Raw genomic sequence first — 12,675 nt, 5'->3', positions numbered from 1 at the left:
ATCAGAGGAAATCGGCAATCGATCGGGGCTCGGCTTCATAGCGCCGCCCCCGATGCTCCTTGATTGCCTTTGCGTAGGTCGCCGGCAGGCCCGGATAGCCGATCATCCGCCACGAGGCCTTGCCGCGGTTGCCGCCATAGATCGGGTCCGAGAAGAAGCCTTCCATCGAGAGCTGCAGCAGCCCAGCAAAGAACGCGCGTGCATCGATGCGCGGAAGAGCGACCTTGCCGCCTTCGACGTCCAGCAGCAGCGCCTCCAGCATGGGCGGCGACAGCTGGCTGACCCGGGCGCCGCGCTGCGCCGCCGCCCATGCGTCGAGCTCGGCGATGCCGAGCCGGATAAATGCCAGCGGTGCGAGCGGCGACTGCGATCCGAATTGCGGCTGTCCGCTGCTCGGCTGAAAGGGCCCTTCCTGATAAAGCCGCGCGCCGGCACCATAGGCGCCGGCAAGCTGCCGATCGATGAAGGTGACGACACCGCACTCAGAGCCGGATGGCGACAGGTCATCGGCCGGAATGAGGACATCGACGACGGCCGCCAGAAATTCCGCTTCACCCGGCGTCAGAGCATAAAGAGGTTCTACGGTCGCGTCGGAGGCCACAGGGAGGCTGGCCTTCGTGCTCGCATCCGCCGCGGGCGCGGCGGCGGCTCCGCCGGGTACGAGCGCAAGAACGCCACCTGATGAGATGAAGCCACGTCGGTCGAGCATCGCGCCAGCCCCTTTGCTGCAATTGCGATGGTCGAATTATTGCGGCGCGAAATACTTTGTCCAATTCCGAAGACGAATTCGGCCATGACAACTTCGCATCATGCCGATATTCGCTCATATCCGCGGCATGAGGTGGTGCAAGCTGCCATCATAACAAGCAAACGTTGTCACGTGAACGACGCAGCCGACCACTGTCCGTCGCCTGCCGACGACAACAAAGCGTTAGACAAACGTTCGACTGAATGTGCGGGGCAGACGCGCCGGTCACTGCCGAATCGTCTGCGAATCCTCAGTGTGAATCGTCGTGGCGATGTCAGGAGGAAAAGCAGCGGGCGCCAGCAGAGCTCCGAGACCTTCGGTCGTCAACCGGGACCAGAGCTCCTCGGCCTTCTTCGCTAGCCGCTGCGCAGGACGATAGAGCCGAATATCGAGATCGATGGCGAGTTGCGGATCGCCGGTTCGCACCAGCTTGCCGCGAATGATGTCGTTATGCGTGGTCGTCAGCGGCAGCCAGGCGACGCCCAGGCCCGCAAGGGCCATTGTCCTCAGGCCATCGGCCAGGGAGTTGTCGTAGAGGCTATGGAGCTGAACCAGGTTCTGCCGGCGCGCAATGAGGTCTTCGACTGCCCAGCCGAGCGAGCATTCCGGGCTATAGGCGAGATAGGATGTGGAGAGCCGCGGATTGAGGTCGAGCCGGTGCAGAGGCTTGCCGTCGGCCGCCGGCGCCGACAGAGGAATGAGCCGCTCCTTGCCGATCGAGATCGATGCGCAGCGCTCGATCGCCAATGGCCGGCCCGCACCGCGCAGAATCGCCCCTTCTGCATCGACAAGACAGACCACGAAGTCGACCGCTCCGTCTTCAAACAGATTGGCGCAGCCCGGCAGATTGTCGGAGGTAACGGACAGGCGGGTGGAGCCGAGCTTCGCCTGGATGGCCAGAAGCCAGCGCGGAAAGAAGGTGACCGACAGAATATGCGGCGCCGCGAAGCGAATGCTTCGCAAGCGCTCGTTCTGGTCTTCGCGAATCGTGCGACGGATGCCGTTCAGGCGGCCGAGCGCTTCGTTGGCAACATCCAGCAGCTTGTGGCCGGCCTCGGTGAGTTCGAGCGGGGCATGGCGGCGGTCGATCAGGGCCGCGCCCGCCCAGTTCTCCAGCGACTGGATGCGGCGGCTGAGGCCTGACTGCGTCACATTACGGAGTTCGGCAGCCTTGGTGATGTTACGCGTCTCGGCGACCACGATGAAGTCTTCGAGCCAACGTATATCGAGCATTGCACCTCTCCAGTCGAGGCGGCCGCTCACCGCCTCATCAGGATGATGACACGTCGCCCTCGCGATGCATCATGCGAATTTCGCATCGCAGGCCGAGCGATCGGCATTGGCCGAGCCGCTTTGCCACGGTTAATCTTCCCTTGATCCTGGCGCTGTCGATTTCGGCCGAGCCGGGTGTTGATTTCATCTGGGACATCTCTTGGGACTTCCCGATCGCCCGCCGGCCGTGCTGCCGCCGCGGCGAGCGGCGACGTGCGGCCATCATTCTTGAGGAGACCTCCATGCAAGGGCGAAGCTTTTGGTGTTGCTCGATTGTCGGCCTATGGGGCGCGATCGCCCTGGCGGCCCAGGCCCACGCGGCCGGTCCTGGCGACAGTCCGATCCTGAAACGAATCGCCGCGCGCAACGCGATTACCATCGGGCATCGCGAAGCGTCCGCCCCCTACTCGTTCATCGACCGTGACCAGAAGGTCGAAGGCTATTCCATCGACCTCTGCATGAAGGTCGTAGAGGCCGTGAAGGCCCGGCTTGAGATGCCAAGCCTCGAGGTCAAATACGTGCCGATCAACACCACCAACCGCATTGCGCTGGTCGCCAATGGCACCATCGACCTGGAATGCGGGACGACCACCAACACCCTGTCCCGGCAGGAGCAGGTGGAATTCTCGCCGATCTTCTACATCACGGGCACCCAGGTCCTGGTCAAGACCGACAACGCCGCCAAAGAGATCGAAGACCTCAAGGGCAAGCGCGTTGCCGTGCTTCAGGGATCGAGCAACGAGCAGTCCCTGCGGATGCTGAACGATACCGAAAAGCTCGGCATTGAGCTCGTCTATGCCAAGGATCTCGGCGAAGGGGCTTTGCTCGTCGCCAGTGGCCGGGTGGACGGCTTTGCGGCCGATGGCGGCCAGATCAAGGTCTACGCCGCGACCAAGGCGCAGCCGAAGGGAGCGCTCAAGGTCATCGGGCGCCTGCTGACCTACGATCCCTATTCCGCCATGATGCAGCGCGGGGACCCGGAATTCGCCCTGCTCGTGAAGCGCGCCTTCGCCGACACGTTCCGCTCGCCCGAGGCCGAGAAGCTCTACACGAAATGGTTCGGCCCGTTCGGCATCGAGATCGAGCCCGAGCTCAAGACCGCCTTCGCGATCCAGGCCCTGCCGCAATGACCTATCGCTGGGACTGGAGCGTGCTGGTCTCCGAGCCCTATCTCGGCTGGCTGCTGGCAGGGCTGGGATGGACCCTGCTCGTCGCGGGCGCGGCCTGGGTGCTGGCGTTGCTGGTCGGGGTGACGGTCGGCGTCCTCCGGACCCTGCCCGGCCGTGGGCCACGACTGATCGGAACGGCCTATGTCGAGACGTTCCGCAATGTCCCGCTGCTGCTGCAATTGTTCGTCTGGTATTTCGTGCTCCCGGAAGTGCTGCCGGCGCCGATCGGCAACTGGATCAAGCGCGACCTGCCGCTGCCGGAATATTGGACCGCCGTCATCGGCCTCGGCCTATTCACGGCGGCGCGCGTCGCCGAGCAGACCCGCGCCGGAATCCAGGCGATCGGGCGCGGCCAGACGATGGCCGCAGCGGCGAGCGGGCTGACGCTCGTGCAGAGCTATCGCTACATCCTGCTGCCGATTGCGGCGCGGAACGTCCTGCCGCCGCTGACATCCGAATTTCTCAACGTGGTCAAGAACTCCTCGCTCGCGCTGACGATCGGCCTGCTCGAGCTCACCGGTCAGAGCCGCCAGATCGAGAGCGCGACGTTTCACGGCATCGAGGCCTTCACCGCGGCGACGCTGACCTATGTCGTTTTGACGACAGCGGTGATCGCCGCGCTGCGTGCCGTCGAGCGCTTTGTCGCCATTCCCGGTTTGATGGGACGGACCTGATTGATGAACGATCTCGATCCCGATCTCTTCAAGGCCGTGGCGCCGTTTCTCTGGGACGGGCTGCTGACGAGCTTCGGCCTGTTGCTGCTGGCGATGGCGGGCGGAGGGCTGCTCGGCACCATCCTCGCGGTCATGCGTATCGCCGGATCACGGCCGATCGCCGCCATCGCGGCAGGCTATGTGAACGGGCTGCGCTCGGTGCCCCTGATCATGGTGATCTTCTGGTTCTATCTCCTGGTGCCGCTGGTGATCGGACGCCCGATCGGCGCGTTCACCTCGGCGCTCATCGCCTTCGTCATCTTCGAGGCCGCCTATTATGCCGAGATCATCCGCGCCGGCATCCAGAGCGTGCCGAAGCAGCAGCTCGCCGCCGCCCTCGCATCCGGACTCGGCCCGTTTCAAGCCTACCGCTTCGTGGTCCTGCCGCAGGCGATCCGGAAGATGCTGCCAATCCTGTTGTCGCAGAGCATCGCCCTGTTTCAGGATACTTCGCTGGTCTATGTCGTCGGCCTGCACGACTTCATGACGGCAATCTCGGTGACCGCGAATCGGGAAGGACATCTGGTGGACTTCTATCTGTTCGCAGTCCTCGTCTATTTCACGCTCTGTTTCGCAGCCTCCCAATCGATCCAGTTTCTCAACAGGTCGCCGGTGAGTCCATGAGCATCTCTGCCCTCCGCAAGGTATCCCCGATCGCAGCCGCATCCGTCGAGCAGCCCGCGACGATCGAGATTATCGGAATTTCCAAGAATTACGGCGCGCTGGAAGTCTTGAACGACTGCTCCATGAGCATTCGGAAAGGCGAGGCTATCGTGGTTTGCGGACCGTCGGGATCGGGCAAGTCAACCCTGCTGAAATGCGTCAACGGCCTCGAGACCTTCCAGAGCGGGACGATCGTGGTCGACGGCGTGCCCGTGGGCGACCGCCGTAGCGACCTCACCCGGCTCCGAAGCCGGATCGGCATGGTGTTCCAGCACTTCGAGCTCTATCCGCATTTGTCGGTGCTCGAGAACATCACGCTGGCACAGGTCAAGGTGCTGCGCCGGTCGAAGGTCGAGGCCAGCGAAAAAGCCATGATGCTGCTCCGCCGCGTCGGCCTGGACGACAAGGCCGGTTGCCATCCGGCCCAGCTCTCGGGTGGCCAGCAGCAACGCGTCGCCATCGCCCGCGCGCTGGCCATGGATCCGATCGCGATGTTGTTCGACGAGCCGACGTCGGCGCTCGACCCTGAAATGATCAAGGATGTGCTCGATGTCATGACCGAGCTCGCGCGCGACGGCATGACCATGATGGTCGTGACCCACGAGATGGGGTTTGCGCGCCATGTTGCCGGTCGTGTCGTGTTCATGGACGGCGGGCGTATCCTGGAGGATGCTCCGAGCTCCGTCTTCTTCGCGCAGCCTTCGACCGAGCGCGCACGCATTTTCCTGTCCAAGATATTGCGCCAATGAGATTCCAATCATGATCCCGAGAAGCACGCAGCGGTTTTCGGTCGCAACAGGCGCCAGAGGCGTCTGCACGGAGACCATGCTCGAACAATAATCCGGAGCTGATGACGATTTCGATCTCATCGCTCCGGCCGCGGTCGCCAATGACACGCCGGCACAACACCAAGGAGAGAAACGACCATGCGCATCGCCCCTTCCCGCGACCATTTCGACGCAGCCGCGTTTCGCGCCGACACGCCCGGCGCGGCAACGGTGGTTCATCTGAATGCGGCCGGCGCCGGACTGCCACCACGCATCGTGACCGAGACGGTCATGCGTCACCTCGCCGAGGAGGCAAGTGTCGGCCCGCACTGGGCGGCCGCGCGGGCGCAGGACGACCTCCAAGCCGTCCGTGCTGTCGCCGCCGAACTCCTGCAATGCCGCCCGCACAATGTCGCATTCGGAGGCAGCGCCGGCACGATGTGGGCCATGGCGTTCCTGGCCATGCCGATAAAGCGGGGGGCGCGCGTTCTGGTTGCGCGTTCGGAATGGGCCGGCAACGTGCTCAATCTGATAAAGCGGCGTCTGATCGACGGCATCGCGATCGACATCATGCCGGTCGACGAGCGCACCGGACGCATCGATGTCGAGCGCGTCGGCGAACTGCTCGACGAGCGGACGGCGGCGATCTGCCTCCCGGTGGTGGCGAGCGGATCGGGCGTCCGGCAGCCCGTGGAGCTCATCGCCGCGCTGCCGCGGCCGGAGGGGTGCCTTTTATTTGTCGACGGCGCGCAGGCTGTTGGACGATTGCCTGCGGGGATGGCAAGTACCGGTGCCGATGTGCTGGTGGCGCCAAGCCGCAAATGGCTGCGTGGTCCGCGCGGCGAAGCGATCATGGCGCTCTCTGATCGTGCCCTGGAGCGGCTTGGTGATCCTCCGGTTCTGAGCCAAGTCGGCTCCAACTGGACATCGATCGACAGCTACGCCACACGGGCCGATGCGCGACGTTTCGAAACTTACGAATTTTCGGTCGCCGGCAGGCTCGGGCTGGGCGCGGCAATGACGCGTGCCCTGGAATGCGGGATCGAGAACATCGACGACGTGATCCGCGCACGCCTTGTCCGCCTCCGTGCAGGGCTGACGGCCATTTCTGGGGTGACCGTGTTCGAGGAGGATGCAGCGAATGCCGCGTTCCTCACTTTCACGGCCAGCGCTATCGTGCCGGTCGAGCTAAACGATCGTCTCGCCGAGGCCAATATCGCCGCCGCAGTGGTCGATCGCGATTACGCGCGGGCGGACCTGGAGGCGAGGTGCCTCGACGCCATCAACCGCGTTGCCCCTCACGTCTACACCAGCGAGGAGGATATCGATCGCTTTCTCTACACCGTATCCGCCGCCTCGCGCCAGGCGCGCTGGCGCAACGCAAGCTGACGCTTAGGCGCTGAAAGTTCCTTCACTCCGTTGGGCGGTGTTGTTTCCAACTCTCGCCACCGGTAGGCCAGCGTCATGCCCGAACGCTGTGCAGGAAATTCGCGACCTCGTCCTTGAGCCGTGTCGAATCGCGCGACAAAAGCTGGGCAGATGAGAGGAGCTGAATCGATGCGCTACCCGTTTCGACCGCGCTCCGCTGCACCGCAGTGACCCCGGCGCTGACATCTCCGGTGCCTTGGGCGGCCTGTTGGATGTTCCGAGCGATTTCCCGTGTTGCCGCGCCCTGCTGCTCCACTGCGGCGGAAACGGCCGTGGCAATTTCCGACATTTTGGAGATGGTGCCACTGATATCCTTGATGGCTGCGACCGACTTCCCGGTTGCATCTTGCATGCCGTGAACCTGCTGACTGATCTCGTCAGTCGCCTTTGCGGTCTGTTCCGCCAACGCCTTGACCTCGCTAGCCACCACCGCGAAGCCCCGTCCAGCTACGCCCGCGCGCGCCGCCTCGATCGTTGCGTTCAGCGCCAGGAGGTTGGTTTGGCTTGCAATGTTATTGATGAGATCGACCACGTCGCCGATCCGCGCCGCTGCCTGTGTGAGGCGCCCCATCTGCTCGCTCGTGATCCCGGCCTGTCGCACCGCCTCGTCAGCGATGCGTGAGGATTCGTGCACTTGGCGGCCGACTTCTCCGACAGAGGCAGCCAGTTCTTCAGAGGCAGACGCGACGGACTGGACATTTGCGGTCGCCCCTTCGGAGGCGGTTGCTACGCCGGTCGCGACACCTTGGGTGCGTTCGGCCGCCTCCCTCAGCGTGCTCGCCGATGCCTCGAGCTGAGTCGAGGCCGAAGACACTGTCTGGACGATTTCGCCCACCGCACTCTCGAACGCTCCGGCCAGGCGATGCATTTCGCGCCGCTGCATATCGGCCTGCTGCTTCTCCTGCTCCGCCCTGGCGTCCTCAGCCTGCTTTTTGGCGATCAACGCCTCCTTGAACACTTGCAGCGCATCGGCCATCTGACCGATCTCGGTGTGCTCGCCTTTGTGAGTTACTTCTGCCGACAGTTCACCGGCACTCAGGGCCTGCATCGGCGAAATGATTGCGGCGATACCTCGTGAGACGTTCCGCACCAGGAAAAAGGCGACGAGGGTGCTGAGGGTACCGACGACTGTCGTGAGCGCCACTAGGGTGTTGAAGGCCCGACCGTAGGCGGCCGCAGCCTCCGTTCCCGCCTCTCCCGCGCCCTTGTTGTTGAGGTCTATATCCTTGGCTAGGATCTTGTCTGCCTTCAGACTGATGGGAGTTACGACCTTAGCATTGAACTCTTTGGCTTCTTGAGGGACGCGGCCCGCCGCGGCGCGCGACAGCCGCAGAACCTCTTGCGCGCCCTTCATGTATTCGTCCCAGAGACCGCGCCATTCGTCATAAAGCGCACGCTCCTGGAAACTGGAGATAAGCCTCTCATAGGCTGCAATATTCTGCAGATGTTTTTGGGAGATTTCTTCGATCCGCTTGTCAAAAGCCGCTTTTTCCTCCCTATCGTCGAACAAGAGATGCTGACGCAAAGCGGATCGGTGAGAAATAGCTGTTGCCTGCAACTCGCCGAGCGCGCGAACACTCGGGAGCCAGCTGGTTGCGATGTCGACGGTCGCTGCGTTCATCACATGCATTTCCCATATCGCGAATGCACTGGTGGCGACCAAGGCGAGAATCAAGCTGCCGACGACAGCGGCAATCTTGGCTCGTATCGATATCTGGGAAAACATGACATAGCTCCGAAAGGATCAAACTGATGATGCCCTCGGTCGCGTCGCATCTGACGGATGGTCGTCTCTTCTCCCCGGACTAAGACCGATTCCGACAGTCCCATGCCCAGGGAACATCGTACCGATCTTCAGTTAAACAATTGCTACCTGCTGTCGCTGTTTGACAGACTTAGGACAACCTTTGCGTGGGGTCTGCTTCTCAGATCCGAATCGGATCTCACGTGAGTGCCGTCGTGGGATTGGCCGGAGGAGCGATCGAGTAGTTCCCCGCCGTCTCCCTGATCCAGGCGTTCAATGCGCCTCACGTGTAGTCCCACATCGTATCATCCGCGAAGCCGGGCTTCCCTCGGCGTCTGCAACCTCGTAGGCACGGCGAATTGCCTTTGGAGCGTGCTCGGTATTCTCAACGGGTGAGCAATCTCTATAGTCTCACCGAGGGCCAAGCCGCGATTATCGCGCTAATGCTGAGCAGCAAAAATGATCCAATATCGCTCACGAGGCGATCCTCCGATTGACCGAGAGTCATCGAATGGTTGTCGGAGCTAATCGTAGAGCGCCAGCGACTTTTCCAGCGAAGGAGTCGCGGTTTAGTTGCTGAGGGCGATAGAAGGGATGTAGAGTCATTTGTTCTACAGCGCATCGAGCGGCGCAGGTATTGAAGCGCTTCGCTACCAGCAAGCCGTCGGTGGGGTTCTTGGTGTTGTCGAGCGTGTTGTAGTTCAGCGTGTAGCCGAGCGCCGACGTCTAGGTCGCTCCGTTCGTCAGCTCCTTCCGGACCGGGAGGCTCGACTCGCCGTCGCCATAGCAGCCATAGCCATAGACGCCCGAATCCGTCGAATTGGTCGGATCTACGCCACCCAGGACGTTCTTGATGTAGGCCGGTGTCGGATTGAAGGCCAGCGACCTGTTCGATGCGTTGTTGTTACAGTTGTTGTAAGCGCTGGCGAGCGTGATGCTCTGCTGATAGAGCGAGTAGCGGAGCTGGAGCGAGAGGTCCTCGCGCAGCGCAAAGCCCAGGCGCGGCGAGAAGCCGAGCGTCGTCACGCCGTAGCTCGTATAGCTGTTCGACAATTGCTGGCGCCAATAGGTGTCAAATCCGAGCGCCAGCCGGTAGTCGAGCAGATAAGGCTCGACGAAGGATAGCGAAATGCCGCGCGAATACTGGCCGTAGCTGACGGACGCTTTGGCGTAGAGGCCCCTGCCGAGCAGGTTGCGCTCGGAGACCGAGACCTCTGCCAGCGCGCCGTCGGTCGTGGAATAGCCGCCGGAGATGGAGAAGTCGCCGGTCGACTTCTCTTCCATGTCGACGACAAGGATGACGCGGTCGCTGGACGAACCCGGCTCGCTGACGATCTTGACGCTCTTGAAATAGTCGAGGTTCTTCAGCCGCCGCTCGGCGCGGTCGACCAGCGCGCGGCTATAGGCATCTCCTTCCGAGATGTCGAACTCGCGGCGGATGACCAATCTGCCGGTCGGAGATTTCACCATGGCCATCGAGAAGCTCGAATGGTACGCCTTGCGCTGGAAAGCAGAGGTGTTTCACAAGGTAATGAAGTCTGGCTGCCGCGCCGAAGAGACGAGGCTTGAGACCGCCGAGCGGCTGACCAAGTTCCTCGCCCTCATCGCGATGGTCAGCTGGCGCATCTTCTTCCTCACCATGTCCGCACGAGCGAAGCCCGACGCTGCGCCGGAGACAGTCCTCACCTCAACCGAAATCGCGACGCTAGATGCCATCGACGCGGCGCGGTCCAAGCCGCGCATCTTGCGCAAGACCCTCGCCACCTACTTGCTCCAGATTGCCATGCTGGGCGGCTACCTCGCGCGCAACCACGATCCGCCGCCAGGAAACATGGTGGTGTGGCGAGGCCTAACACGCCTCAATGACATCGCCTTCGGCCTCTCAATCAGAACTCGTCGACGATGTGGGTAATTGAAAGCTTGACCGGACGGATACCCTCAGCTGGCGCGCGGGCACTCAAGGGGCATGTGTGGACGGCCGCGGGCGGAGCCGCCCACAGCCTCAATAGTGGAGGTCACTACATGACGACATGGGGGACTCCAACACGACATCCTGCCACTTGCACTTCATTGGCGTAGCGCCCGTCGTCCGTTGAAATCAAACGCTATCACGTCGAATCACGGGCCGAGCATAGCGTCAGCGTCTTCAGCAGCTTCAACCGCACTAACTCCTATTGATCAAGTTAGTTGCAAGAACAGGCCTAGGTAGCGAGCTTTCAAGGGATGCTGCAGTCCTAATTTCCCGGGCGGCTCGCGAGTTGGGGAACGAACATGTCGCTCCATTTCGCCGGCTTCAGTTTGATCGACCCGGCTCGGTGCATGAATTCAGAGAACTGCATCATACCTGTAGGTGTCGCTGAGAAGCGCGTATCCGGATCCTCGATCATTTCTTGAATTTCGACGGGGTCGACCTTGATCTTCGAACTCCTGGCGTAGATCTCGGCAGCCAGCTTTTTGTCCTTGGCGATGAGAGCTGTCGCGTCATCCATTGCATCAATGAAGGCCTGGGTCATCTTCGGATTGGCGTCTACGAACCTTTTCGGAGCGAAAGCGACGTCAAGGGTGATGTTGCCGAGATAGTCGACCGAATTCAACACACGATGGATTCCGGGCGCCTTCGCTTCGATGTATTGGAATGGTGGCGAAGTGAAATGCGAGTTAATCTCGGTCTTGCCGCTGAGCAGCGCTGTTAGGGCTTCGGGGTGGGGCAAGCTCACGGTCATCGGGTCCATCTTGGCAAAGTTCGTATCCCCAAACTCCTTCGCCGCAATCATCTGAAGCACCACGGCGGCGAGAGACGTCTTGATACCTGGCAGCGCGATCTTATCTTTGCTGGTAAAGTCCTTCAGCGACTTGATTTCTGGCTTGTTGGTGTTGAGCCATAGCGAGGTCGAGCTCATACCGGATACACCGACCACCTCGACATTCGGGATGCCCTTGGCCTTGGCCCAGAGTGTGATGAATCCGGGGGCCCCAGTGCCCGCGAAATCGAGCGTACCGGCCATCATCGCGTCGTTTATAACGTTGCCGCCATCCAGCATGAGCCACGTCACCTTTATGTCGCCGAGCCCGGCCGTCTTGGCCCTCTTCTCCAGGAGTTGCTGATCCTGCATAACGATCAGCGGCAAATAGAGGATACCGAACCCCTTGGATACGCGGACCTCGCTTACTTCTGCGCGGGTGATGCCCGAACAAAATATTACGCAGAGAGCCGCGACAGCAAGCGCGCCTATAAAGCGGTCCTTCGATGACATCTGGTATCCTCCCGTGGTGTTTCCATTCGACTTTTATTGATGACAAGCTTCAGTGCTGCATGCCCCAGCGTCGGATCGTCTTGCGCTCGATCGTCGCGAAGATGACATTCTCGACGAAGAGCCCAATCAGGATCACCGTGAACAGTCCCGCGAAAACATTCGCCGTCTCGAGCTGATTCCGGTTCTCATAGATGAACCAACCGAGGCCACCTGCCCCCGACGAGACGCCGAACACGAGTTCGGCCGCGATCAGTGTGCGCCAAGCAAAGGCCCAGCCGACCTTGAGACCCGTCAGGATCGCAGGGAACGCTGCAGGGATGAGGATCAGACGTACCAGCTTGAGGCCGCGCAATCCATAATTCTGGCCGACCATGCGCAGCGTGTTGGAAACCGAGCGGAAGCCGGCATGGGTGTTCAGCGCGATCGCCCAGAGCACGGAATGCACTAGAACGAAGATCACGCTACCCAAGCCGAGGCCGAACCAGATTAGCGCAAGCGGCAGCAGCGCAATCGCCGGCAGCGGATTGAACATCGAGGTCAGCGTCTCAAGCAAGTCGGCGCCGATCCGGGAGCCGATCGCCAGCGTCGTCAGCAACGCAGCGAAGCCGATGCCGATACCGTACCCGATCACCAGAGTCTGGAGCGAGACCAGCATGCGCTGCGGAATGACGCCGCTGGCAATATTGCTGACGGATGCCTCGACGGTCTGGCCAAAGGTTGGAAACAGCAGCGGGTTGCCGAGCCAGCGGCCATACGCCTCCCATGCGATGGCAAGCCCGGCAAGGATCAAGGTCTTGCGGACGAAACCATAGCTATAGACACGCTCGGTGACGCCAATTGACTTGGCGATGACCGGTGCGTCGCTAGAATGGACTTCGTGAACAATTTCGGGGCGGAAAGTAAGAAGATCGGTCATG

At 61.7% G+C, this 12,675-nt stretch carries 11 protein-coding genes and 1 pseudogene; 6 read left to right on the top strand and 6 right to left on the bottom strand.

Annotated features, from left to right (window positions below; all coding sequences use genetic code 11):
* Position 1 precedes the first annotated feature (1 nt).
* Positions 2 to 601, bottom strand: a complete 600-nt coding sequence (locus P6U29_RS10735) for a gluconate 2-dehydrogenase subunit 3 family protein (RefSeq protein ID WP_407117559.1) — start codon at positions 599 to 601, stop codon at positions 2 to 4.
* A 372-nt stretch (positions 602 to 973) separates the two neighbouring features.
* A complete protein-coding gene (locus P6U29_RS10730; protein WP_407117557.1) occupies positions 974 to 1,981 on the bottom strand; it encodes a LysR family transcriptional regulator in 1,008 nt (335 codons plus the stop codon).
* 71 nt (positions 1,982 to 2,052) lie between these two features.
* Between P6U29_RS10730 and P6U29_RS10725 the strand changes: the two genes are divergently transcribed.
* The 5 genes from P6U29_RS10725 (at position 2,053) to P6U29_RS10705 (ending at position 6,721) form a co-directional block, all read left to right on the top strand.
* Entirely contained in the window at positions 2,053 to 3,150 is a 1,098-nt protein-coding gene (locus P6U29_RS10725) for an amino acid ABC transporter substrate-binding protein (RefSeq protein ID WP_407117556.1), read from the top strand.
* Entirely contained in the window at positions 3,147 to 3,863 is a 717-nt protein-coding gene (locus P6U29_RS10720) for an amino acid ABC transporter permease (protein WP_407117555.1), read from the top strand. Before P6U29_RS10725 ends, P6U29_RS10720 begins: the two co-directional genes overlap by 4 nt.
* Positions 3,864 to 4,526 carry an amino acid ABC transporter permease gene (locus P6U29_RS10715; protein ID WP_407117554.1) on the top strand — a complete coding sequence of 221 codons (663 nt, stop codon included), beginning with the start codon at positions 3,864 to 3,866 and terminating at the stop codon, positions 4,524 to 4,526.
* Positions 4,523 to 5,314, top strand: a complete 792-nt coding sequence (locus P6U29_RS10710) for an amino acid ABC transporter ATP-binding protein (protein ID WP_407117553.1) — start codon at positions 4,523 to 4,525, stop codon at positions 5,312 to 5,314. Before P6U29_RS10715 ends, P6U29_RS10710 begins: the two co-directional genes overlap by 4 nt.
* Before the next feature lie 177 nt (positions 5,315 to 5,491).
* Positions 5,492 to 6,721, top strand: coding sequence for an aminotransferase class V-fold PLP-dependent enzyme (locus P6U29_RS10705; RefSeq protein WP_407117552.1), 1,230 nt, complete (start codon positions 5,492 to 5,494; stop codon positions 6,719 to 6,721).
* A 73-nt stretch (positions 6,722 to 6,794) separates the two neighbouring features.
* Here the strand turns inward: P6U29_RS10705 and P6U29_RS10700 are convergent, their stop codons facing one another.
* Together P6U29_RS10700 and P6U29_RS10695 are read right to left on the bottom strand one after the other, a co-directional pair.
* Positions 6,795 to 8,486, bottom strand: a complete 1,692-nt coding sequence (locus tag P6U29_RS10700; RefSeq protein ID WP_407117551.1) for a methyl-accepting chemotaxis protein — start codon at positions 8,484 to 8,486, stop codon at positions 6,795 to 6,797.
* Between the two features lie 669 nt (positions 8,487 to 9,155).
* Positions 9,156 to 9,947 (bottom strand): annotated as a pseudogene (locus P6U29_RS10695) (BamA/TamA family outer membrane protein); the annotation flags it as partial.
* A 25-nt stretch (positions 9,948 to 9,972) separates the two neighbouring features.
* Here P6U29_RS10695 and P6U29_RS10690 point away from each other — a divergent pair.
* Entirely contained in the window at positions 9,973 to 10,416 is a 444-nt protein-coding gene (locus P6U29_RS10690; protein WP_407117550.1) for a hypothetical protein, read from the top strand.
* Between the two features lie 322 nt (positions 10,417 to 10,738).
* Here P6U29_RS10690 and P6U29_RS10685 read toward each other — a convergent pair whose 3' ends face one another.
* Entirely contained in the window at positions 10,739 to 11,758 is a 1,020-nt protein-coding gene (locus P6U29_RS10685) for an ABC transporter substrate-binding protein (RefSeq protein ID WP_407117549.1), read from the bottom strand.
* A 49-nt stretch (positions 11,759 to 11,807) separates the two neighbouring features.
* Positions 11,808 to 12,674, bottom strand: coding sequence for an ABC transporter permease (locus P6U29_RS10680; RefSeq protein ID WP_407117548.1), 867 nt, complete (start codon positions 12,672 to 12,674; stop codon positions 11,808 to 11,810).
* Position 12,675 lies beyond the last annotated feature (1 nt).

This window comes from Bradyrhizobium sp. LMG 9283 (assembly GCF_045571415.1).
Classification (GTDB): Bacteria; Pseudomonadota; Alphaproteobacteria; order Rhizobiales; family Xanthobacteraceae; genus Bradyrhizobium.
This window is presented reverse-complemented; position numbering and strand designations above follow the sequence as displayed.

Coding starts and splice junctions, on each gene's coding strand:
- P6U29_RS10730 (WP_407117557.1), bottom strand. CDS start 1,981: ATGCTCGATATACGTTGGCTCGAAGACTTCATCGTGGTCGCCGAGACG.
- P6U29_RS10725 (WP_407117556.1), top strand. CDS start 2,053: ATGCGAATTTCGCATCGCAGGCCGAGCGATCGGCATTGGCCGAGCCGC.
- P6U29_RS10720 (WP_407117555.1), top strand. CDS start 3,147: ATGACCTATCGCTGGGACTGGAGCGTGCTGGTCTCCGAGCCCTATCTC.
- P6U29_RS10710 (WP_407117553.1), top strand. CDS start 4,523: ATGAGCATCTCTGCCCTCCGCAAGGTATCCCCGATCGCAGCCGCATCC.
- P6U29_RS10705 (WP_407117552.1), top strand. CDS start 5,492: ATGCGCATCGCCCCTTCCCGCGACCATTTCGACGCAGCCGCGTTTCGC.
- P6U29_RS10700 (WP_407117551.1), bottom strand. CDS start 8,486: ATGTTTTCCCAGATATCGATACGAGCCAAGATTGCCGCTGTCGTCGGC.
- P6U29_RS10690 (WP_407117550.1), top strand. CDS start 9,973: ATGGCCATCGAGAAGCTCGAATGGTACGCCTTGCGCTGGAAAGCAGAG.
- P6U29_RS10685 (WP_407117549.1), bottom strand. CDS start 11,758: ATGTCATCGAAGGACCGCTTTATAGGCGCGCTTGCTGTCGCGGCTCTC.
- P6U29_RS10680 (WP_407117548.1), bottom strand. CDS start 12,674: ATGACCGATCTTCTTACTTTCCGCCCCGAAATTGTTCACGAAGTCCAT.